Origin of the sequence: Vampirovibrio chlorellavorus, from assembly GCF_003149375.1 — a bacterium.
Lineage (GTDB): Bacteria > Cyanobacteriota > Vampirovibrionia > Vampirovibrionales > Vampirovibrionaceae > Vampirovibrio > Vampirovibrio chlorellavorus_B.
The window spans coordinates 194005-215583 of sequence record NZ_QFWH01000006.1 but is presented as its reverse complement, the minus strand read 5'-3'; the positions used below and the strand labels follow the sequence as shown (position 1 = coordinate 215583).

19 protein-coding genes and 1 pseudogene are annotated in these 21579 nt (G+C 53.6%); 14 read left to right on the top strand and 6 right to left on the bottom strand.

The genetic code is table 11. The features are described from left to right. Nucleotides 1-193, bottom strand: a pseudogene (locus tag DF283_RS09585) (hypothetical protein); the annotation flags it as partial. A gap of 16 nt (nucleotides 194-209) precedes the next feature. Here DF283_RS09585 and DF283_RS09580 point away from each other — a divergent pair. Then, complete coding sequence (locus DF283_RS09580; RefSeq protein ID WP_303674573.1) at nucleotides 210-689, top strand: hypothetical protein; 480 nt, start codon at nucleotides 210-212, stop codon at nucleotides 687-689. Between the two features lie 71 nt (nucleotides 690-760). Beyond that, nucleotides 761-1687 carry a hypothetical protein gene (locus tag DF283_RS09575; RefSeq protein ID WP_303674572.1) on the top strand — a complete coding sequence of 309 codons (927 nt, stop codon included), beginning with the start codon at nucleotides 761-763 and terminating at the stop codon, nucleotides 1685-1687. A 56-nt stretch (nucleotides 1688-1743) separates the two neighbouring features. Here DF283_RS09575 and DF283_RS09570 read toward each other — a convergent pair whose 3' ends face one another. Beyond that, complete coding sequence (locus DF283_RS09570) at nucleotides 1744-3855, bottom strand: hypothetical protein (protein ID WP_303674571.1); 2112 nt, start codon at nucleotides 3853-3855, stop codon at nucleotides 1744-1746. 318 nt (nucleotides 3856-4173) lie between these two features. Here DF283_RS09570 and DF283_RS09565 point away from each other — a divergent pair, with 318 nt between their 5' ends. From DF283_RS09565 to glgP, 4 genes are all read left to right on the top strand, one after another. Continuing rightward, a complete protein-coding gene (locus DF283_RS09565) occupies nucleotides 4174-4950 on the top strand; it encodes a hypothetical protein (RefSeq protein ID WP_303674570.1) in 777 nt (258 codons plus the stop codon). A gap of 141 nt (nucleotides 4951-5091) precedes the next feature. Continuing rightward, a complete protein-coding gene (locus tag DF283_RS09560; RefSeq protein WP_303674569.1) occupies nucleotides 5092-6456 on the top strand; it encodes an erythromycin esterase family protein in 1365 nt (454 codons plus the stop codon). A gap of 46 nt (nucleotides 6457-6502) precedes the next feature. After that, entirely contained in the window at nucleotides 6503-6673 is a 171-nt protein-coding gene (locus DF283_RS09555; RefSeq protein WP_303674567.1) for a hypothetical protein, read from the top strand. Nucleotides 6674-6728: 55 nt separating this feature from the next. Next, nucleotides 6729-8354: an alpha-glucan family phosphorylase gene (gene glgP / locus DF283_RS09550; protein WP_303674566.1), complete on the top strand. Its 1626-nt coding sequence runs from the start codon at nucleotides 6729-6731 to the stop codon at nucleotides 8352-8354. Nucleotides 8355-8370: 16 nt separating this feature from the next. Here glgP and DF283_RS09545 read toward each other — a convergent pair whose 3' ends face one another. After that, on the bottom strand, nucleotides 8371-9300 hold the full coding sequence (locus DF283_RS09545; RefSeq protein WP_303674565.1) for a hemerythrin domain-containing protein: 930 nt from the start codon (nucleotides 9298-9300) through the stop codon (nucleotides 8371-8373). Nucleotides 9301-9640: 340 nt separating this feature from the next. Here DF283_RS09545 and DF283_RS09540 point away from each other — a divergent pair, with 340 nt between their 5' ends. The 5 genes from DF283_RS09540 to DF283_RS09520 all read left to right on the top strand — a co-directional run bounded on the left by DF283_RS09540 (nucleotide 9641) and on the right by DF283_RS09520 (nucleotide 14760). Beyond that, a complete protein-coding gene (locus DF283_RS09540; protein ID WP_303674564.1) occupies nucleotides 9641-10681 on the top strand; it encodes a methyltransferase in 1041 nt (346 codons plus the stop codon). Nucleotides 10682-10907: 226 nt separating this feature from the next. Continuing rightward, the gene (locus DF283_RS09535; RefSeq protein ID WP_303674563.1) at nucleotides 10908-11249 is read left to right on the top strand and encodes an MTH1187 family thiamine-binding protein; all 342 of its coding nucleotides are present in this window, start codon (nucleotides 10908-10910) and stop codon (nucleotides 11247-11249) included. A gap of 151 nt (nucleotides 11250-11400) precedes the next feature. After that, nucleotides 11401-12735 (top strand): efflux RND transporter periplasmic adaptor subunit, encoded by a 1335-nt coding sequence (locus tag DF283_RS09530; protein ID WP_303674562.1) that lies wholly within the window; start codon nucleotides 11401-11403, stop codon nucleotides 12733-12735. Between the two features lie 4 nt (nucleotides 12736-12739). Next, nucleotides 12740-14014 carry an ABC transporter permease gene (locus DF283_RS09525; protein ID WP_303674561.1) on the top strand — a complete coding sequence of 425 codons (1275 nt, stop codon included), beginning with the start codon at nucleotides 12740-12742 and terminating at the stop codon, nucleotides 14012-14014. Next, nucleotides 14011-14760: an ABC transporter ATP-binding protein gene (locus DF283_RS09520; protein WP_303674560.1), complete on the top strand. Its 750-nt coding sequence runs from the start codon at nucleotides 14011-14013 to the stop codon at nucleotides 14758-14760. Before DF283_RS09525 ends, DF283_RS09520 begins: the two co-directional genes overlap by 4 nt. 41 nt (nucleotides 14761-14801) lie before the next feature. On the opposite strand, the gene DF283_RS09515 is transcribed toward DF283_RS09520, so the two are convergent. Both DF283_RS09515 and DF283_RS09510 read right to left on the bottom strand, forming a co-directional pair. Continuing rightward, on the bottom strand, nucleotides 14802-15086 hold the full coding sequence (locus DF283_RS09515) for a hypothetical protein (RefSeq protein ID WP_303674559.1): 285 nt from the start codon (nucleotides 15084-15086) through the stop codon (nucleotides 14802-14804). A 393-nt stretch (nucleotides 15087-15479) separates the two neighbouring features. Continuing rightward, nucleotides 15480-17558 carry a hypothetical protein gene (locus tag DF283_RS09510; RefSeq protein ID WP_303674558.1) on the bottom strand — a complete coding sequence of 693 codons (2079 nt, stop codon included), beginning with the start codon at nucleotides 17556-17558 and terminating at the stop codon, nucleotides 15480-15482. Between DF283_RS09510 and DF283_RS09505 the strand changes: the two genes are divergently transcribed. The 3 genes from DF283_RS09505 (at nucleotide 17524) to DF283_RS09495 (ending at nucleotide 21150) form a co-directional block, all read left to right on the top strand. Next, nucleotides 17524-18081 (top strand): hypothetical protein, encoded by a 558-nt coding sequence (locus DF283_RS09505; protein ID WP_303674557.1) that lies wholly within the window; start codon nucleotides 17524-17526, stop codon nucleotides 18079-18081. The two genes, DF283_RS09510 and DF283_RS09505, sit on opposite strands and share 35 nt — an antisense overlap. 268 nt (nucleotides 18082-18349) lie before the next feature. Then, on the top strand, nucleotides 18350-20230 hold the full coding sequence (locus DF283_RS09500) for a ShlB/FhaC/HecB family hemolysin secretion/activation protein (RefSeq protein ID WP_303674556.1): 1881 nt from the start codon (nucleotides 18350-18352) through the stop codon (nucleotides 20228-20230). A gap of 281 nt (nucleotides 20231-20511) precedes the next feature. Then, nucleotides 20512-21150, top strand: coding sequence for a retropepsin-like aspartic protease family protein (locus DF283_RS09495; RefSeq protein WP_303674555.1), 639 nt, complete (start codon nucleotides 20512-20514; stop codon nucleotides 21148-21150). 3 nt (nucleotides 21151-21153) lie between these two features. On the opposite strand, the gene mscL is transcribed toward DF283_RS09495, so the two are convergent. After that, nucleotides 21154-21576, bottom strand: coding sequence for a large-conductance mechanosensitive channel protein MscL (gene mscL / locus DF283_RS09490; RefSeq protein ID WP_303674554.1), 423 nt, complete (start codon nucleotides 21574-21576; stop codon nucleotides 21154-21156). Between the last annotated feature and the right edge of the window lie 3 nt (nucleotides 21577-21579).

The window sequence follows — 21579 nt, the reverse complement described above, 5'->3', positions numbered from 1 at the left end:
GCATGGCCTGAGTGGCCTCAAACTGGGCTTTGGGCTCCAGAGCGCTTTGAGGCAAGGTTGTAGAAGCGGGGGGCTTTGTCGACTCGGCCGCTGACGTCTCCCCAGGTGAAGGTGAGGGGGCAGCGGAAGGCGCTCCCGATGGCGAAGGTGAGGGGGCAGCGGAAGCTGATACCTCGCCAGACTTTGTCTGCATTTTTGGTTTATCCGAAGTGGAAGGCGAGGGAGAAGGCGCTTCAGGCTTCTTATCTTCTTTGGCTTTACCCGAAGCGGACGGTGAAGGCGAAGGCGAAGGCGCTTCAGATTTCGCCTCCTCTTTTTTAGGCTCTTCTTTGGGCTTTTCGTCGGATTTTGGGGGGGATGCAGGTTTCGGCGGCTTGGCAGATAGCTGCCCGGAAGGAATGGATGTCATAGACACCTCGCGCTTTCAGGTGGAAAAAATCAAAAAAAGGCCTTATGCAATCATGTATATAAAAACAATAGAATCTTTAGGATTGTCAGCCCCACATACGGGGCTCTCAAAAGCACTTTCAGGCTGGCCGGTTGAGATTTGCGCTCCCGTGCGTCACCAGTGCCCTCAAGTCAAAACCTTGGCCTTTAACGATCCCGGTGGACTGCGGTTCCGGCATGACCAGGAAACGGAGGCATTGCGCCTGTCAATCTCAAACGCGCTACAAAAGTTAATAAATTAACAAGCAAAAAGTTTGAGGCGGTTTCGAACGGTACAACCCGTAAACGCTAAAACCACTCGAAGGAGTATGCAGTGATCTCGAACAGCGCTATCCAGCAACGGGCGCCACAGCCTGGGTCTCCATCCGTTCAATTTGGCATGGCTCCCAAACCGAAATCCCCTGAAAGCGGGTCGCAAAGCCTGGAAGATGGCACTTCAAAAGAAGACGCCTTTTCTAGGCAGCCATCAAGTTCGGACGATGACCAGCAGGAAACTTCAAGCCTGACCGGACAAAAGGAACGGCTGGAGCAAAAGTACAACAGTCTTTCCCGCGACATTAAAAGCATTGAAAGCAAGTTTAAGCAGTCTACCGTAAGCACTCAATCGGTGATTGAAGCCTTAACTTGCGCCATGCGGGAACAATGCAGACTGGATAAGCAAATTCAGCAACTGAAGCAGACCATTCAGCGCCAGGAGGAAACAAGACACTTCAAGGCGGAATTGGATGCACTGAAGGCATCGAAATCACTGGATCAATTCAATGCGGAAAGTTCTTCCCCGTCGTCCTCAAGGGCAGGCCGACTGCTGCAGACCGCTTTGAAATTTGACAATCCAGAGGCGATTGAGAACCTGCACCAGAAGGGCTATTTTGAAACGGATCGCAAAGCCGAAGAAGCGGCCTTTCTCTTTGTGCGTCAAAATTTTCCTAAACGACATCCTCTAACAGCAATAATTGACACCACTAAAATTGGGCCAGACACGCTCCTGCATGCGGTTGAGCAAGACGCTGAGAAATGTTTTGCCAAAATGCTGGAACTCGGCGTGGCCTTGGAAGAATCGTTCTATGCACCCATCATTGCAGAGGTCGGGGATATGAAACGCTTCCAGAATGTCGCGATGCTTTTGAAAAAAAGGGTCGAACACTTCAATCCCAACGTTCCATGGGTGGGCACAGCGTCCAGTCCGTTTAACGAGAAAAAGAATTTATATCAAAAATACCTGGATCGCCTTCCTCAATAGCCGCGGCCCTGCAAGAGTGATTGAATCAGCGGATGCTGGCGAAAAAAGCTGCCGTGCTACACCAGCGCTCTAAAACCGGTACTTAAGCCCTTAACGGCCTCGCCCTGAAAGCCAACCCGACTCAAGGATTTCGTTGCCGCAATCAACCGGGTTCGTTGCTCCTCATTCAAATGGGCAAGCCCGGCGCCCAGACCGGCAATGGCTACACTCTTCGGATGATCCTGCCACATGTCACAGGCCAAAGCTACCAATTGCTCTCGCTCGGCTTCATTCAAAGCGTCACGGTTTTTACCCAGTTCCGCGATGACCGCGCCTTGTTCACCCTCCGCTTGCATGGCAAGGGTCATGCTGAACAACTGATTCCGCTGCTCGGCGTTCAAATGCGGCAGCCCGGAGGCCAGACCTTTCAGGGCAGTGCTTCTGAATTGATCTTCCTCAATCCCTTGTGTCATCTCAATCAGCTGATCACGCTGAGTCTCGCTCAAATGCGCCAGCCCTGAGGACAGACCTTTGAGGGCATTACCTCGAAACGGTGGTTCCTCGATCGCCTGTGCCATCTGGATGAGCTGATCGCGCTGGTTCTCGTTTAAATGCGCCAGCCCGGAGCCCAGATGGGCAATGCCCCAACTTTTCTGAAAGCTGTCATGAATGGATTGGGCAATCTCCAGCAACCGATCGCGTTGAGTGGGGTTCAGCCCATCAAGAGCGAGACTGAAACCTTCCAGGACAGACTGTTTATACTTATCTTCCTGTAGGGCATTAGTCATGCCAAGCACCTCATCTCGCTGATCGTCGCTCACATGAACCAAATTTTTGCCCAAAGCGAATAGAACCCGGCTTTGCGCAAAGTCATCTTGCAGGGATTGTGTGATTTCCACCAATCGGGCCTGCTGCGCAGGGCTAAGGGCAGCAATGCTCCTACTTAAACCGGCCAAGGCATCGCTTTTGACAAAATCACCCTGCAGGGCTTCTGCCATTGCTAACAGCCGCCCTCGCTGCGCCTCATCAAACACCCCCAAACTGGCGCTCAAACCGGCAATGGCCATGCTTTTCAGATAATCTTCCCGCAAGGATTCTGCCATTGCCAACAGCCGCCCTCGTCGGGCCTCGCTCAGTACATCCGGGTTGGCGCTTAAACTGGCAATAGCCATGCCTTTGGAGGATTCATGCTGCAGGGACTCTGTCATTGCCAGCAACCGTTCAAACTGCGCATCATTCAGAACGTGCAAGCTGTCCCTCAAACTACCAATGGCCATGTTTTTGGATAATTCGTCGCCCAGGGACTGGAACATGTCGATTACCTTGTCTCGCTGTGAAGCGTTTAAATGGAAAAGGTTGGCCCCCAGTCCGGTAATAGCCACAGACTTGTCCAACTCCTTCCGAAGCGTTTTGGCCATCCGAATCAACTGTCCGCGCTGCTTTTCATTCAGCTCGCCAAACCCATGGGACAACGCCGCAATGGCACAAGCTCTGGCCCAGTCATCCCGGGTCGATCCAGCAACTTGCATTAACTGCTCCCGCTGATTTGCAGTCAGACTGCCCAGTTCTCTGGATAATGCGACCATAGCGGCAGCTCTGGAATCACCTTCCTCCATGCCCTGCACCAATTGGACCAACTGCCCGCGCTGCGCTGCGTTAAAGACAGCGGGACGAGTACATAGGTTCAGGATGGTACAACTTTTATGCTCCCCCGGTTCCATGGCCACCACCCGGTCGATCAGGGTTTGACGCGTCCCCCGTCCCAGCAGACCCAATTCCCAGGAATCAATATAGCGCTCCGGGGAGTACTGCGGACTCTGGACCGCATCCCAAAGTTTTTTATACCCGTTTATTTGCCCTTGCAAACGCTGATAAAGGTTGTCTCCCACCTGTCGCACCGGCCATTCAAAAATAGCCTTGCTGCTGAGCCGCAAGGCGTGCAGGGCCTGAAACCTGGCGTAGTTGTCCGGCTGGTCCAGCGTCAGCTTTTCAAGAATCAGGGGCATCACATCCCGGGGTAGAGAAGCCATGGTAGCGGCATCGCCTCTCGTTTCCAGACTGGCTTCAAAGCGATCCCTGCCAGATGAGGGACTATCTCCCGGCTGCCGGGCGCTGGCGGCGGACTGCTGAACTGGCTGGGTGCTAAGACTGAGACATTGACCTGAAAACCGGAGGCGGGGAATGGACATGGGCGGGCGCTACTCCATTTGGCTGGACTATCATGGGCGGACAATCTGAACAGACTGCGTTGACTAATCCAAACCCAAACAAGGCAATTCTTGCCGTGTTGTGAGACATCGCCAACCGATTGGACGGCTGAAAAGTTTTGCGCCTTCAGGCGCCCCAAAAATGTAACTAAATATTGCAGATGATCAATATTTATATTCAATATTTTTTATATACAAACATAAGGGACAATCATCCGACATAGGCACAGTAAAAATAGGACATCGCATATGAGCACGACTGGGATTACAAGTCCACAGATTTCCTTATTGAAGGCTGAAATGCAAACCAATCTCAAAGCCCCCACAACGGCCAACCCCAAACCAGCTGCCGCACTGGCCAGCCTGGCCACCACGCTGAACGGCGCACCCCAGGCAGGTAAAGCCTATATGCCTGATATCTACACACCCATTGCCGCCAACGAATGGGCTTTTGTATGGGGCGATCCCCATTTCCGGGAAGCCGATGGTGGCAGATTCGACGTTCAGAAAGAAGGAAAATTCAACATCCTGAAAGACAAGGGAATTTCTTTCACGGCAGACTTCCAGAAGGTGCCCGCCAAAGCCGGGGAGATCATTGATCCCAAAAATGACAAGCGCCCCACGGTCACCAAAAGCGCCGATCTGGTAATCGATGGCAAGAAAATTCATATTGACGCCTCCGGTAAGACCACTGTCGATGGTAAGGAACTCAAGAATTTTGATCCCGTCACCCTGGGCCCCAACAGTTCCATCGCCAAAACCATTGATGGCAGCACCCTCATTCAAACCGGAGAATACACCATCCTCTTTGAGTCCGTCGGAAAAGGACAGCGCCTGGATTTCGCGGTAAAATCCGGCGGTAATGGCGTCGGCGCCGATGGTGTCAATCCATCCGGCTTACTGGGTGAGACCTTCGATGCGGACAACATCCGGCTCACAAAACCCAAGAAGAATATTGACGCTTACCAGATCACTTCCAACCCACCCCCGGCGCCTGACATTAAAAGCGAATTGGAAAAACTGCTTCAACAAATAATAGCCATGATTCAGCAACTGCTTCTGGGCTTTAAGGCCTGACAACGGTTCTAATCCTGTACCATGCGAGGGTGTCTACAGTGCATGCTGTAGCACCCTCCCTGGCGTTCGGAAATTAGCCAGACAAGGAATGGTCAAATTCTGTTCAGGATTTAAAATATCCCTACGGAGACGGGGATTCTCATGCATACGGTATCCACAGATCTGGCTCCCTTCAAGTTAATCAACCACTCGCTTCATCCACTGGATGGCGGCGCCCATGACTACGACGCGCTGCTCGAGGACATTGGCGACGCTTGCTATGTATCCATTGGCGAGGCTTCCCATGGCACCCACGAGTTTTACCGGGAAAGGGCCCTCCTGACCCGGCGGTTGCTTGTGGAAAAAGGATTTCACGCCGTCGCGGTAGAAGCGGACTGGCCCGATGCCTATCAGGCCAATCGGTATGTGCAGGGGCAGGGAGACAGTCAATCTGTCGAGGAGGCATTGGGTGGCTTCCGGCGATTTCCAGCCTGGATGTGGCGAAATACCAATGTGGTCAACTTTCTGCAATGGCTCCGAACATACAATGACGGTCTATTCGCCGACATTCCCAATCAGGGTCCCAAAATCGGCTTTTATGGACTGGATTTATACAGCCTCTCCACCTCCATACAGACCGTGCTGAAACTGCTGGATGACATCGATCCCGCTGCCGGTCAGATGGCCCGCGCCCGTTACGCCTGTTTTGATCCCTATCTGGGCAACATTCAGAAGTATGCCTATAACGCTAGCATTGGCATCAAGGCGAATTGCCGGGAGCCCGTTGTTCAGCAACTGATGGACTTGCAACAGGCCCGATTGAATCGTCCTGCAAACGACAGCGGCGAGCAACGGGAACTGTGGTTCAACATTGAGCAAAACGCACGGCTGATTCGGAACGCAGAGCGCTATTACCGAACGATGTTCGCCGGTGCCGTCCAATCCTGGAACTTGCGGGACGCCCACATGGCCGAGACCTTGCAGGCCTTACTGCAGCATTTGCGGCAACAGAACGGCCAACCGGCCAAAGTGGTGATATGGGCCCACAACTCCCATATTGGAGATGCCCGAGCCACTGAGATGGGTTGGCAAGGGGAATGGAACATCGGTCAATTGCTGCGGCAGCGCTACGGGCCGCAGTGTTACGCCATCGGATTCACCACGTATACCGGCACCGTCACGGCCGCTGAAAGCTGGGACGGCCTTCCGCTGAAACGGCAGGTCCGGCCCGCACTGGAAAAAAGCTACGAGCAGCTTTTTCATCAGCTGGATGCTCCCGACTTCTGGCTGGGTTTTAAACGGGATCCCGAACTGGCCCTGACACTGCAAGGCCCCCGACTGGAGCGGGCCATCGGGGTGATTTATCAACCCGGAACCGAACGCCAGAGTCATTATTTTCAGGCCCGTTTAAGCCAGCAGTTTGACGCCGTTATTCACCTGGACAACACCCGGGCCGTCCAGCCACTGGAGCGAAATATCCACTGGGAGCAGGGTGAAATTCCGGAAACCTTTCCATCGGCCTTTTGACAAGTCGATCCGAAACAGCATACACAACCACCAGGAGCGCATCACCATGAACACCGTCCTGATCCATCGGGCAATTTACTGGTTCATCATCCTTGGCGTTCTCCTTTTTGTGTTCCTGTTGCTACAGCCCAAAACCAGTGGACATCGGCTGCACTGGCTTTCTCCACAACACTTTCGTATTCCGGCGGTCGACATCACCCGGGACGCCTCGCCTTGAAAACACGGTTGTTCCCCCAAGCGGGGCGTGAGACATTGAAAACGGAAAAGGATCCATGAGCCTGCCCACTATTGCCTACTTTTCCATGGAGGTAGCCATTGATCAGTCCATTCCCACTTACGCGGGCGGCCTGGGCTTTTTGGCCGGAAGTCTCCTGCGTTCCGCCTGGGAAATGGAAATGCCCCTCATCGGAATTTCCATCCTCTGGTCACAAGGCTACGGTCAACAGAAACTCACATCGGCGACCACAGCGGAGATTGAATACAGAAGCTGGAGCCGGGACGGGCTGGAAGAAACCGGCCTCAGTGCGGTGATTCCGATATTTGATCAGCCGGTGCGGGTCAAAGCCTACTACCTGCCTCCGCAGCGCTTTGGCACGGCTCCCGTTTATTTTTTATCCACCGATACCCCTGAAAATCCGCCCGCCGCTCGCCGATACACGGAGAAGCTGTATGACAGCGACGAGCGGACACGCATCGGTCAGGAAATGGTACTGGGCATTGGGGGCTACCAGATTTTGCGACAAGTCGGGCCACTGCCCGATGTCTATCACCTGAACGAAGGGCACTCGGCGCCACTGCTCTTTCAACTGCTTGCGGCGGCGGGTGGAGATCTGGAAGCGGTGCGTCAGCAGTGTGTTTTTACCACCCATACCCCCATCGCCGCGGGGAATGAAACGCACGATGCCCAATTACTGACCCAGGCGGGGTACTTTGGTCAAACGACTGAAGCCATCGCCATCGCCCAGGGAGGCAGCCCGTTTTCTCTGACCGCGGCGGCCCTGCGGATGTGTCGCATTGCCAACGGGGTGTCTCTTATCCATGGAAAAGTGGCCAATGAACTTTGGGAAACGCTGGAAAACCGATGCCCCATTATCGCCATTACCAACTCGGTCAACCTCCATTACTGGCAGGATTCCCGATTTCGGCAGGCGGGCGCCTCGGGGCGTTTGTTGTCCCTGAAGCGACAGATGAAAGCATCCTTGTTCCAGCGTGTGGAACAAGAAACCGGGAAAAAACTGAACCCCGATGTGTTAACCATTGTCTGGGCCAGGCGGTTTACGGAGTACAAGCGGCCCACGCTCATCTTCAGAGATCTGAATCGTTTAAAAAAGCGCCTGCAATCCAATCAGATCCAACTAATTTTTGCCGGGCGTTTTCATCCCAACGATGCCAAGGGGCGTCAGTTGTTCAATCAGGTTCTCAGCTACAGTCAGGCATTGCCCAATATTGCCGTATTGCTGAACTATGAACTCACCCTCAGCAAGCAACTGAAATGCGGCGCGGATGTCTGGCTCAATACGCCATTACGCCCACTGGAGGCCTCCGGCACGTCGGGTATGTCAGCCAGCATGAACGGCGCGGTGCATTTTTCCACTTACGATGGCTGGGCCGTAGAGGGAACGTTCCACCACATCAACGGCTATATCATCAACCCGGAAGGCCACTGCGAAACGTGCAACCGCATTTCAGAAGCCCCGGTTTGCCAGCGGGATGAGCGAGACCGGCAGGATTACGAATCCCTGATGGACATTCTGGAAACGGACATCATTCCCACTTATTACCAGGACCCTGCCCGTTGGGCCGCCCTGATGGCCCAGTCCATTCACAACTCAGAAATCTATTTTCACTCGGATCGCATGATGCTGGAGTATTTCAACCGCATGTACCGCATCCTGTAAGACCTGTTCGCAAGGCCTATTCTTTCTGCAACATCAGTAAAAACCGGCAATCGGTTTGGGCTTTCAGGGAGTGAGCCAGTTTGGCATCCATATAAATGCCATCCCCGGCGGACAGTTCAACCGTGGCATCGGGCCCCATCCACTGGGCCTTTCCGGCGTACAGTAAAATCACCGCTTTCATGGGCGTCCAATGGGTCGCCAAAGCGGTCCCGGCCTGCAGTTCCCAAACCTTGAGCTGAACGTTGGGCGTTTCCAGAAGGGACTCCGTATGCAACTGGTGCGTGACGGGCTGCTCAATAGGGAAATGAAACTGAAGATAGCGTCTGGAAGAAGGTTCGGACGATTCAATGGGCATCACCCGGGATTTGGCCAGAATATCCTCCATGCGGGCCATCACCTGATGTTTTTCCGAAGGCGTTAAACTTTTTTCCAGCAAGGGAAAAACAGCTTTTTCCTCCTTGGCGAAGTGACGCTTCACCAAGTCCACGAAGGCATTTGCCTGTGTCAGCAATTTTTCATTGCAATCTTCCGGAAATGTATAATTCAGGATGCCGGTGACCACAGCGGCCCGTTGCAATAACACTTCCTCATGCTCAATCTCCAGCATGGGAATGGGGTGATATTTAGACAAAGCCGGGAAAATAACCTGATCTTCACAAGCGGCATGCACATTCATGCGCTGCACCAATTCTTCAGCCACCGCCCGGGCCTCACTGAGAGACTGGCTGGCCTGATGTTGGCAAATCTCCTCCAGACAGCGAATCAGCTGGTCCATCAGCTGGGTCATGTCGTTATGATCGGCCACCAGTTTTTTGGTAACCGCAGAAACGGGACTGAGCTTGCCGGGTGGAATGGACATGTCAAAAGCCTTTTCAGAAGCCTTTAAAATGGATGTAAACGCAGGCGTCAAAGTTTGCAGGTAAGTAGTTCCCTGCCAGACGGACATGTGATCCAGCATAAAAAATCGAGAGCAAAACTGACATTGGCCGTCTGTCTAGACTTTGGATCAGCAACCCTTCCCAAGAAATTTTTACCTGTTTGAGCCCAGCGAGTGAAGATGAAGGCCTGGCAGATCTTGCCAGCGGCAATCCCATGGTTTGCCTGAGCGGTAGGCAGTTTTGCAAACACCTGGAGGCAAACGCATAGAGCAGAGAGACTGAACCATCTTGAAGCCAGGACCCCATTGGGCCAAACGCTGAGCCACCCGGGAAAAGCAAATAGACACAACACCCCCACCTCGGGGATAATGGCCCTGTTCTTTGTCGATACCAGGAAAGTTAAACACAATGCAAGCACAATTATCCGCCCCCCAGTCCCAGTGTTCTCCATTCGGGATGATGATGCAATACATCACCGGTTACTGGGTATCTCAGGCCATTTACACCCTGACCAAGCTGGGCGTTCCCGAAGAATTGAAAAACGGGCCCGCCAGTGCCCAAACACTGGCCGATCGCCTGGAGGCCAACCCGGACTTTTTATTCCGCCTGTTGCGTGCCAGCAGCGCCATGGGCCTCTTAGAATCCCATGACAACGACCAGTTTTCGCTTTCCCCTTTGGGACAACTGCTGCGGGAAAACGTGCCCAACAGCATGCGAGCCATTGTATTAATGATGGGGGAAGAACATCTGACGGCCTGGAACCGGCTGCTGGATGGCGTAAAAACGGGTCAGACTCCCTTTGAAATGGAATTTGGCACCCAGTGTTTCGATTATATGGAGAAAAACCAGCGGGCCGGTGACCTTTTCAACGCGGCCATGACCTCCTTTGTGGAAAATGAAGTGTCCCAAGTCACGGCGGCTTACGATTTTGGCCAATTCGAGCAACTGATTGACGTGGGCGGCGGCCATGGCAGGCTTCTGGCCAGCATCCTGAAGCAGCATCCACAGCTGAGCGGGGTGGTGTTTGACTTGCCCCATGTGGTCAATGGCGCGGCGGCCATCTTTGAGCAGGATGGGGTGAGCGATCGGGCCAAAGCGGAAGGAGGCGACTTCTTCCAGGCCGTTCCGGCCAACGCCGATGGTTACATTATGTCGCACATCATTCACGACTGGAGCGACAGTAAATCTCTGGAGATATTGAAGAACATCCGCCGGGTCATTCGCCCCAACGGAAAACTGTTATTGGCGGAAACCGTCATTCTGCCCGGCCCCAACGCCATCAACAGTACCCTGATGGATCTGAACATGCTGGTGATGACCCCCGGCGGTCGGGAGCGTACCCGGGCGGAGTATGAAGCCCTGCTTGCTCAGGCTGGATTCTCTTTGCTCCGCATTATTCCGGTTTCGACCATGGTGTCCATTATTGAAGCGGTGCCTGCCACACTTTAACACCACTGCAGCCAATTCTGGTTAAACCACTCAGGGAAGCCCTCATAGAGCGCTTCCCTGAATGGTTTATTAACAGCGGGTCTCCAACTGGAGAATGGTTAAAGAAAAACACCTGATTCAGAATGAAGCCCGAAGCCCTGAGGCAAACCCAAAGCGGCTTCAAGGACTAAAAGAGGTTTGCACTAAAAAGAACTGAACTGAAAAAGAGAGAATGGAGGTAGCCCCCATGAGTCGTCTGATTGCGGAAATCGCCGTGGATCCCATTGGCACACAGGAGCCCACCGAAAGCGACTACGTGGTAGCCGCGGAAAGGGCCCTGAAAAAGGCGGTGGAAGCCAACAGCAGTCTTCAGTATCAAATCAATCCCATGTCCACCACCATTGAGGGCGAACGAGAGGACGTGCTGCGGGTTTTGGAACGCATGCACCAGGCCCCTTTTCAAGAAGGGGCCCGACGGGTTATTACCACCATCCGGCTGGATGAGCGCTCCGATCAGGACAACGCAATGAGACATCACACGGATGTGGTGCTTCAAAAACTGGCCGTCAGCAAAGGCAGTATGTGCTAACGCCGCAGTAAGCCCGCTATGTGCAGGCCCATTTTTGCCGGGTCATTTTTGCAAGGCTGTTTTTAAGGTTTAATAGTAGGGATTAACCGCCCGTTTCACTGGGCTGGCTTTCCTCTTTTAAACGCTTAAACACTGGATTGATGGCCTCATCATGCAAAAAAAATGGATCATAACCGGTATCGTCCTGACAGGGACAGCTCTTTGCCTCACCTTTCTGGTCAATCAAGGCGAACCGGTTCCCGCCGTCCAGCTCCACCGTCAGAACGTTATCGCCACCCTGACTGTTACTGGCGAGGTGCAAGGCGACACCACCATTGACTTCAGCCCGCCAGTAACAGCCCGGATCACCAATATTACCGTGGATGAAGGGGATCTGATTCAGCCCGGACAATTGCTGGTGCAACTGGAAAGCGATGAACAAAAGGCCCAGTTACAGCAGGCCATGGCTCAGGTTCGGCAAAGTCAGGAAACCTACCTGAACCTGAAACAAGGAACCCGTCCCGAAGAGATCCAGTACCGGAAACAACGCCTGATCGAGGCCGATCATCGTATTGAAGAGGCGCAAGCCGCCCTAAATCTGGCGGAGGCCCAGTTAATCGATGCCCGAAAAAACGCACGGCGCTTTCAGGAACTCTTTCAGCAGGAACTGGTCAGCGCCCAGGAGAACGACAACGCCCAACTGCAAGCCAGTACCGGCAGCCAACGGGTGGAACAGGCCCAGGCCACTTTGCGCGCGGTCATAAACCAGAAAGCGCAACTGATTACCCAGTTGACTCAGGCGGAAAACGGGCCCACCCGGCCAGAACTGGCTGCCGCCTTCGCCGCCTACCGTGCCGCCCAGGATAACGCCAAGGCCGTCCGGGCTCAGGTTCGGGACTATGCCATCCACAGCAACCTCTACGCGCTGGTGGTGGATCGCCCCAAAGATCCCGGGGATTTGGGCCGTCCCGGAGAAAGCATACTGACCGTGGTGGACCCTCACACGCTGGAAGTGCTTTGCTCGGTGGAGGAAAATGATTTGTCCAAGGTGCAGATACGAGACACCGCACTGGTGGTGCTGGACGCGTTTCCCGATGTGGCGCTGAAGGGCAAGATAAAACGCCTTGGGCATCAGGTTAATCAGGATAATGGCACCGTGGAAGCCCATGTGACCCTGCTGGACAGTGAATGGCCCAAGTTAAAGGGCATCGGCCTGATGCCCGGCATGACCGCCGATGTCAGCATCCTGACCCGACGCTTGAAGCAGGCCCTGATACTCCCCGCCTCCGCGGTGAAAAAAGAAGGCAACCGCTGGTTTGTCTATCAAATTCAAAATCAGCGCATCCGCAAGAAGGCCGTTCAGGGAGAGCGGCTGTCCATGGAGAACTTTCGGGTGAACGCCGGACTGAACGAAGGGGACTGGGTGGCCACCATAGCCAATGACACCCTGTTGACCAAGAAAAAAGTGCATCCCGCTCCTCCCACAACAGACAACAAGAAACCCTAGCGCCGTGGCTGCCAGATTCATAGACATCCTGCCCATTGAAGTGTACATCGCCAGCCGCTATGTCTCGGCCAACCTCAAGCAATCGCTGATTATTATGCTGGCAGTGGGCATTGGGGTGGCCCTGATTGTGTTTATCCCCTCCATCAACCTGAGCTTTTTTCAGTATTTTCTGGATAAAACCGTGCAGAACGCCCCGCACATTACCCTGACCCGGGAGCTGGACACCATGCCTCGCACCCGGCAAGCCGTGGAAACCCTGCTACAGCAGGAAAGTCCGCAAACGCAGGTACTGTTTTCAGATCAAACCAATACCCGACGTCGCAATATCTCGGCCTACAAGCGACTAATGACCGAACTGGGGCGCTTTCCCGGGGTAACGGCGGTGGCCCCCAGCGTGAGAGAGCAGGTCATTATCGTCAAAGGCAGCCAAAACCGGACTGCCAGTCTGCAAGGCATTGTTCCCTCGCTGGAAGTGGCCGTTTCCAGCCTCCAGACCGATGTGATCGAGGGCAATCTGGAGGCCATGGGACCCAACGACGTTTTTCTGGGAAGCGCTCTGGCCGAGGAACTCAACGCTGGTCTGGGCGATCGCGTCCAGCTCATCACCCCCTACGGAAATCGCAGTTACAAAGTTTCCGGGCTCATTAAAACGGGTGTCTATCAGCAGGATTTAAGCACCGTTGTGCAACCGCTGGAGTCCGCCCAGAAATTGCTGCGCCTGGATAATCAGGTCACCAATATCGGCCTGAAAATTACCGATATTTATCAGGCTGAAAATACGGCTCGCGTGCTGGCCAACCTCTACCAACTGAAAGCCCGCAGCTGGATGGAGGACAACAAGATTTTCCTGGATCAGATTGGCAACTTCCGGGTGATTATTGCGGTCATTAACTTTTTGATCGTGTTTGCGGCGGCCACCAGCATCACCAGCATCCTGATCATGGTGGTCGCCTCAAAATCACGGGAAATCGGCATTCTGAAAGCGATGGGCACAGCCCCCAACGCCATCATGCGCCTGTTTATCATTCAGGGGATCGGCTTGAGTCTGTTAGGCATTGTGGCCGGGTTCATCGGGGCCTACGGCCTGATTACCCTCTACAATTTGAGCCCTATGGCCAAAAGCGAAACCATTCTGGGGATTCAACGCCCCCCCACGGTCATGAACACGGAATACGCCATTCTGGCCATCATTTACGCCCTGATTAGCAGCATTCTGGCCAGTTTATTCCCGGCCTGGCGGGCCAGCCGCCTGGACCCCGTAGAAGCCATTAACCAGTGACCACAGCGCAGCCCACCATGAATGACACCGTACTCCTGCAAACCGAAAAGCTGATGAAAGTCTACGGCGACGCCCAACCGGTGTACGCCCTCAATGATATCAGTCTCACCATTCATCAGGGAGAGTTTCTCAGCATTGTAGGGCCCAGCGGCTCCGGGAAAAGCACCCTGATGAACGTGCTGGGTTTGCTGGATCGGCCCACCGGCGGCGCCCTGAAGTATCTGGGCGAGGAGTCGTCCCAGTGGGGAGAAGCCCGTCGCTCCGAGTTTAGGAACCGGGAAATGGGTTTTATCTTTCAGGCCCACATGTTGCTGCCGGAATTTACGGCCCTGGAAAATGTGCTGATTCCGCTACGCATTGGCAAAACCCTGAGCAGTCAGGGCATAGCCAAGGCGCGACACTTGCTGGAGCGAATCGGGCTGGCCGATCGGCTGCATCATCGCCCCGGACAACTGTCAGGCGGGCAGAATCAACGGGTGGCTATCGCCCGGGCCCTGGTCAATAACCCCAAAATCGTGTTTGCCGATGAGCCCACCGGCGCGCTGGACTCTCAGACCAGCAACGCTGTCTACGAACTCATGCGGGAAATTCATCAGGAGGAGCAGGTCACGTTTGTGATTGTCACCCACGAGCAGGCCTTGTCCGAAAAAACGGATCGGGTCATACGGCTGCTGGATGGAAAAATCAAAGAGGATGTCATCCTCCCGCACCCTGCGAAATCGCAAAGCCAGACGCCGCAAGGTTAGGCTTCTCCTACTCGTCTGTGCGCCCAAAGCTCGGCCCCGGCTCAGGCGTCCTGTTCGGCCTGAAGCACGGCAATGGCTTCCTGCAGGACTTCCGAGCCAAATTCATCAATGGCCTTCCACGCCTTCAAACGGGTCACGGAAACATGCACCTGTTCAGACTTTCCGAGGCGTTCCAGCATATCGTCCGACAAGCTGCGAGAGGCGCGTTTATAGGCCCGATACTGAGCGGGATCAATACCAGCTTCCAGGAGAATTCTGTGTTTTTTGAGCCCTGTTTTCTGTTCAATTTCAAGAAACAAGGCCTCTAGCCTGTCAAACATAGACATTTGAACGTAAGCCTTTATAAACTGGTGTTAGAGCTTGAAAGGCTCCCCATTTAATTCCCATTATTGCCTGCAAATGGCCTAAATGGGAGGGCCGGGCTGGACAGGACAAACTTAACCTGTTCTTGTCATGTTAAATTGGGAAAGCGGCGGATTGCCGTTCAAAAGCAATAACGTACTGAACTTACATTCGCACGAACCGCTAATTTACAAGGTCTGCCCAATTTACAAAATTATGTCAATAATAACAGTTTCAGATTATAAAACATTAGCCATCAGTGCTAGGCTCTGATCCCGAAACATCCTCCATCCGTACCAAGCGACCACCCCTCCTATTGAAGAAAAGCAGAAAGCCGGGCATTTAACCCGGCTTTTCTGGATTCGCTTTCTGCGACACTACACCTTGTTGGGCATGGTGGTATTAACAGGTTGCGAAGGCTGTTTGGTGGTTGAAAGTTCCTTCAACATCTGAATGACCTGAGTGCTGGCCTGCAATCTGCCGGACTCGATTCGCTCCAGCAGAGAGACGGACACTTCCTGATCCACGCCGGAGCGCCGCAGGAGTTCCTTGGCCTCCGACAAAGCCTGCCCGGAGGGGCGACCGATGGCCAGCAGACGGTTATATTCCCGCAAGGCCAGGTTCAGAATCTCCTGGGTGACCGAGGTATAGGTTTTGGCCAGGAACATTTTGCTTTGACCCAGCGCGATCATCAACGGCGGAATCTGTCGGTTCACCGGTTCGGTAAAGACAGGACGACGATCCTGGAACAAGCCGTTAACATCGCCGCTGACTGGTGTCGGTGTGGGTGTAGGGGTTGGTGTGGGAGGATTCTCCGGCGTGGGAGTCGGCGTCGGCGTTGGGGTAGGTGTCGGCGTCGGCGTTGGGGTAGGTGTCGGCGTCGGCGTTGGGGTAGGTGTCGGCGTCGGCGTTGGGGTAGGTGTCGGCGTCGGCGTTGGAGTAGGCGTCGGCGTAGGTGTCGGCGTTGGAGTAGGCGTCGGCGTAGGTGTCGGCGTTGGAGTAGGCGTCGGCGTCGGCGTTGGCGTAGGAGTAGGTGTCGGCGTCGGCGTCGGGGTAGGTGTCGGCGTTGGGGTGTCGCAAGACGGGCAGGAAGCATTTGGATCTCTTACCTGCTCAAAGGACACAGTCCCGTTCTCCTGATTTTTGCCACGGCCAGACTCAACATTGATAGATTTTTTATTTATGCCAGCAGGAGACGTTTTACTGGGATCGTTTCCTCCCAAAAGGATAACCTTCCCACCAGCTCCTGCGTTGCCAGGATTATTACCCTGAGCTGGATCACCACCATCACCGCCCTTGGCTGCAATGCTATCAGCAGCCAATGAGGTTAGATTCTTTTGGAATTCAAGGGTTATGGTGCCACCATTTCCGCCAGCTTCGGGCTCAATGATCGGTGAAATACTTGCGCCACAATCAGACTTTCCACAAGTTCTTCTACCGTCTCCCCCCTTGCCACCATTGGCTTCTATTTCCCCTTTGTTCTCAATGCTACCACATTTAGCAACTAACATAATTTTCCCACCATTTCCACCGACAGTAGAAAATATAGGAGAAGCATTATCTGGAAAGGAAGCGTTGATGCCATCTTGTCCGTTGGCTAATACCCTCGCTTGATTACCCAAAATGATGTTCCCATCAGATGTAGTAGCTAACAATTTATTACTTGCTATTTCATCGGGGCTAATGCCACCATCGGCAATCTGCTGAGGGGTTAGCATCTGATCCAGAGATTTTGTGTTTCCGTTGGCAATCAGAACAATCTGGCCGCCATTCCCATTACCGTTGGCCGCTGATTTCATACCATTCGCCAATAGAACCCCATTTAAATTGATTAATCCGCCTTCAATACGAATCAAATTACTATCAACGGTGCCAATCACCTGATTCGCTGTGTAGGAGGAACCGGAAGTATCAATAATCGCAGTTTTGTTGCCATCACCTTGAATATCGATGGTGCCTTTGTTCTTGTCTCTTCCAATCAGAACAACCCCACCAGTCCCAGAGTTATCCCCTGCTTGACCAAAGCCCTTTGCGTAAATGGCTGCATCCGGGGTCATAGTTAAACTGGAGACATTCAGAAAAACAGAGCCTCCATTGGCCCCATTGGCATAAATCTTGCCGCTTTGATAATAATAAGTGGAATTGACCGTCACATTCCCGCCATTACCAAGATAATTCCCAGCTGAATTCTGAAGTGCGCTCACGTCAACAGTACCATTCAGCTTAACAATGGGGGCATTAAAAATGACGCTTCCACCATTACCGGTCAGCACAGAGCTGCCATTGGAAAAAGTACCACTCGAGTTCACTGTGGCCGTATTAATTTCAAGACCACGAACAGCGCCACCGGTGGGCAAGGTCAGGGAAGTATTACTAGTAAAGGTCGTGGAGCCACCCGGTGTATTGTAATAGGTGTCAGAATTGACTGTATTGCTACCGGAAATGGTTTGGTTCACTGGCGTTCCGGAACCAATCGCATCGCCGGGCATCGGATCTGCAAATACCGAGGTCGGGACAACCGCAACACTCGCCGCTAAAGAGATGGGCCAAAAATATCGGGATAATGGACGACGGGATACCATGATAATTAAAGAACCTCCTTCAGGACGGTGGATTGACGGTGAAAGCCCACAGAAAGTGAGTAAAGGGGAATGGCGACCCTTAGGGTTTCATCGGGGAAACAGTCGCGCTTTTACCAATACCAACTACCAACAGGCCTTTTTCGCCATACTAGCAGAATCAATGACTTTAACGAAAAATTTTTCAGTGCCAATACTCTATCTTACAAAAAGGCAAAAGAAAACCCCTTTAACTTTAATTCATTTCCAGAACCAAGCCTGCGCCCACTTGAAGACCGAAGAGCTAAAGCCGGTGGCGCATAGCGGGGCACGCACCCGTGCCCCTCCTGTAACTCAACCATTCAAAAAAACATTGGACTTCCGGGCTGTGTTTTTGTTAAAAGTAAAAAGCAATTGGTAGTTGTGGGATCCTCAAGACAGAAAATGTCCAGTAGAGTATCCAGGTGAACCTTGAACATCGATGTTTTACGGTTGTTTTAGCAGGATTAACGGTTGAACGGTTCCTTATATAGGGCAGTCCAACACCGAACCAGAGGCCAGTAAAAAGTTCTCACGTTTTCAAAACGCCATCAAAAAACACGATGACTCACACCGTTTTAAACGGGTTACACACCCGGTCAAAGTCAAAATCTCTTACATCATTAATATAGGCAGAAGTTGAACATCTAATGACTAGCTTCCATCCATCCAGCCGTATCTCCCTCGCTGCCCTTCTGGGAACAGGTCTGGCCCTGAGTCTTTCCTGCCCCGCGTTTTCCCAGGAGTTAAGCCAGGTTCCCGCCCAGGTGAACCCGGGGTTGCTCAACACCTCCCCGTTAAACACCCCGCCGGGAAGCAATAGTAAACAGCCTGCCGTTAACCCGGAGCTGGACAAACTGCCTGAGGTCAACCTGGATGTTCCGGAGCCACCCAGTATTGTCGAGCTGGAAGGCAACCAGTTCCATGTGAACAAGATCGAGGTGCTGGGGAACACGCTGGTCGATAACACGGTTCTCAAGCCCATTGTATCCATTTATGAGAACAAGAGCGTCAGCCTGAACGAGCTGGGGCAGCTGGTCGACAAGATCAACGAGCAATACCGCAAAAAGGGGTATCTGACCTCTATTGCCTACATTCCCCCGCAAGACATTACCGCCGGTACAGTGCAAATTCGGGTACTGGAAGGGCAGGTGGGCAATATTTCCATTGCCGGGAACAAGTTTTATCGCACCGGCGTGGTCGCCCGTTACCTGGATCAGGGCACCGGGGACGCCTTAAGTATTCCTCAGCTGGAGAAAAACCTGCGACGGATCAACCGTCAGGGGGATTTCCGGGTGCGGGCCACGTTAAGTCCGAACGCCATCGCCGGTAAAACCGACGTGCGGCTGGATGTGGAAGAACGTCAGCCCTTGCAGGTGGCCCTGACTTTTGACAACCAGGGTCGTCCCACCATTGGGACCATGCGCTGGGGGGCCGAACTGATCAACCGGAACGTGTCCGGCATTGGCGATCGCTTCAGCGCCCGCTGGATTGGGGCCGCTGGCACCCAGACCGTTTTGGGCTCCTACTTTGTGCCCATCAACCGTTACGGTACCGAAATCGGAACCACTTTCGGCTTCACCCGGGTCAATGTGGATCTACCCAAGGTGCGTGATACCAACACCATTATCGGTCAGGCCTTCAACTACGGGTTAATCGTCTCCCAGCCTCTGGATCGGGAGCATATCTTTGTGGCGGACGCCGCCCTGAACTTTCGCCGGGTAAGCTCCTGGTTGAACGACAATCGGGATCAGACCCAGGATGATGTGCGTTCCCTGCAATTCGGTTTGAATTTTGACAAGTTCGATCGCTGGGGGCGTACTTTCGCCCGGGCCCAGACTTCGGTGGGCACCACCTGGTTTGGCGGCAATCGCCAGTTCTGGAAAGCGGAGTCAGTGGTCAACCGGGTGGTTCGTTTGCCCAAAAGCAACTACCTGATTCTGCGTAGTTATGCCCAGTACAGCCCCACCGCATTGCCCCCGGTTGAACAGTTCCAGCTGGGCGGCGCTTACAGCGTGCGTGGTTACAACGAAGGTCTGATGATTGGCGATCGGGGATACCAGTTCTCCGTGGAACACCGCTGGCCGGTGCCCGGTCTGCGACGGGTCAATCCCTGGTTGGCGGATCATGTTCAGGGGGCCACGTTTTTTGACTATGGCCGGGTGTGGAATGACAGCAAAAACACCCGAACCAACCCCAACCAGCGGGGCTATACCAGCTTGGCCAGTGCGGGTCTGGGAGTGCGGGCCCGCTTGACCCAGTACATGCAAGGCTACGTGGATTTTGGCTTCGGACTGCTGGATCGCAATGACATTGAAATCAACTCCCAGCCCACCGCACGGATTCACTTTGGGGTTCGATCCGATTTGCTGACGGATGAATACAAGTCCTGGGGCAAGGATGTTTCCACGGTCAACGTGAAACCTCGTCGCAAAGGACAGGCCAAAAAGATCAACGAAGCCAAGAAGGTCATCAGCTCCAACAAAATGCTGGAAGATGGTGCTGAAACCATTCAGGCAGCCCAAAACTGATTTTTTCAGTATAAACATCTCAAAGGGCCGATTCGACTCAGGATCGGCCCTTTTGGCATGCTGATGCACATGAGCGCCTTCTAGCGCGACTGGCTAATTGCCTTCGGGGAGCAATAGGCCGGAAGTCTGCCCAGGGCGCGCAAAAGGGGCCTGTTATGTAGTGTAGGGAGGGGATGCCCGCACACTCCTTTATATGGTTTTGTTAATTCAGATTAAAGAAATCATTCACACGGTCGAGAGGATTTAAACAAGGCAGTGAGTCCTTTCAACAGGAGTGTTTTATGAATAGCCCCAAGAGTGCCACCGCTGGTCTGATGATGACGTTACTGGCGGCAACGCTTACCTACCTTCAGCAGGAAGTCCCGGCACAGGCGCAGGATGTCAGTCCACAGCTCAGCGAGGCTACAGTCTTTTTTAATCAACTGGCCAATGAAAGTAGCAACCCCCTGATTGCCAGTCTGGCCCGTGAAAGTCTGAACAAGCTGCAAGGCAACAGGGCCGTTCGCCGTCAGGTCATCGTACCCTTGCTGGAGCAGCCCGATACCAGCCTGGCAGTGCCCGCCCTGATTGATGGGAAGGTTATGGCCACGTTTCTGCTGGATACCGGCTCCAGTTACACGGTCATCACCCCACGGCTGGCTGCGAAACTGGGTGTGATAATCACGCCCGAAACGCCTCGAATCTCTTTGGTCACGGCCAATGGGCCCATCAAGGCCCCGCTGGTGAAACTCCACAACATCAGCATCGGGCAGGTCAATGTCCCGGAAATCAGCGTGGTGGTGCAGGAACTGGGTAACGGGGACGATCTGTTACTTAGCGGCTTGCTGGGTATGAACTTCTTTCAGGGGATGGACATCACCGTCAAAGAGGATCAGCTCATTCTGGGCGTCCGGGATCAGCGCCACACCTCCATGAAGTAGACCCTAAGCCTTTTGCTTGAGCAGATCCCGAATCTCGCTCAGCAGTGCCACCTCTGTCGGGGTGGCATCGGCCACCACCGGAACTTCCTCGGGCTTGGCCGCCCGCAGACGACCCATGGCCTGAATCACCATAAAAATACTGAGGGCGATCAGGAAAAAGTCCACACTGTGCTGAATAAAATTACCGTAGTTCAGCGTGATGGCCTCCAGGGCTTTGCCGTCCGCCCGAACCATCGCCTCACGCAGCACCAGCTTCATATCCGTAAAATTAATGCCACCGGTAATCAGGGCCAGAGGGGGCATAATCACGTCCGAAACCAGGGAGGAGACAATTTTGCCAAAGGCCCCGCCCGTCACCACGCCGACGGCCAAATCCACCACATTGCCCTTGAGGGCGAACGCTTTAAAATCCTGAACAATACCCATGAT

What these genes read in the sequence shown, in the direction of transcription:
- DF283_RS09570 (WP_303674571.1), bottom strand. Translation starts at nt 3,855, where the DNA reads ATGTCCATTCCCCGCCTCCGGTTTTCAGGTCAATGTCTCAGTCTTAGC.
- DF283_RS09565 (WP_303674570.1), top strand. Translation starts at nt 4,174, where the DNA reads ATGCAAACCAATCTCAAAGCCCCCACAACGGCCAACCCCAAACCAGCT.
- DF283_RS09560 (WP_303674569.1), top strand. Translation starts at nt 5,092, where the DNA reads ATGCATACGGTATCCACAGATCTGGCTCCCTTCAAGTTAATCAACCAC.
- DF283_RS09555 (WP_303674567.1), top strand. Translation starts at nt 6,503, where the DNA reads ATGAACACCGTCCTGATCCATCGGGCAATTTACTGGTTCATCATCCTT.
- glgP (WP_303674566.1), top strand. Translation starts at nt 6,729, where the DNA reads ATGAGCCTGCCCACTATTGCCTACTTTTCCATGGAGGTAGCCATTGAT.
- DF283_RS09545 (WP_303674565.1), bottom strand. Translation starts at nt 9,300, where the DNA reads ATGTCCGTCTGGCAGGGAACTACTTACCTGCAAACTTTGACGCCTGCG.
- DF283_RS09540 (WP_303674564.1), top strand. Translation starts at nt 9,641, where the DNA reads ATGCAAGCACAATTATCCGCCCCCCAGTCCCAGTGTTCTCCATTCGGG.
- DF283_RS09535 (WP_303674563.1), top strand. Translation starts at nt 10,908, where the DNA reads ATGAGTCGTCTGATTGCGGAAATCGCCGTGGATCCCATTGGCACACAG.
- DF283_RS09530 (WP_303674562.1), top strand. Translation starts at nt 11,401, where the DNA reads ATGCAAAAAAAATGGATCATAACCGGTATCGTCCTGACAGGGACAGCT.
- DF283_RS09515 (WP_303674559.1), bottom strand. Translation starts at nt 15,086, where the DNA reads ATGTCTATGTTTGACAGGCTAGAGGCCTTGTTTCTTGAAATTGAACAG.
- DF283_RS09500 (WP_303674556.1), top strand. Translation starts at nt 18,350, where the DNA reads ATGACTAGCTTCCATCCATCCAGCCGTATCTCCCTCGCTGCCCTTCTG.
- DF283_RS09495 (WP_303674555.1), top strand. Translation starts at nt 20,512, where the DNA reads ATGAATAGCCCCAAGAGTGCCACCGCTGGTCTGATGATGACGTTACTG.
- mscL (WP_303674554.1), bottom strand. Translation starts at nt 21,576, where the DNA reads ATGGGTATTGTTCAGGATTTTAAAGCGTTCGCCCTCAAGGGCAATGTG.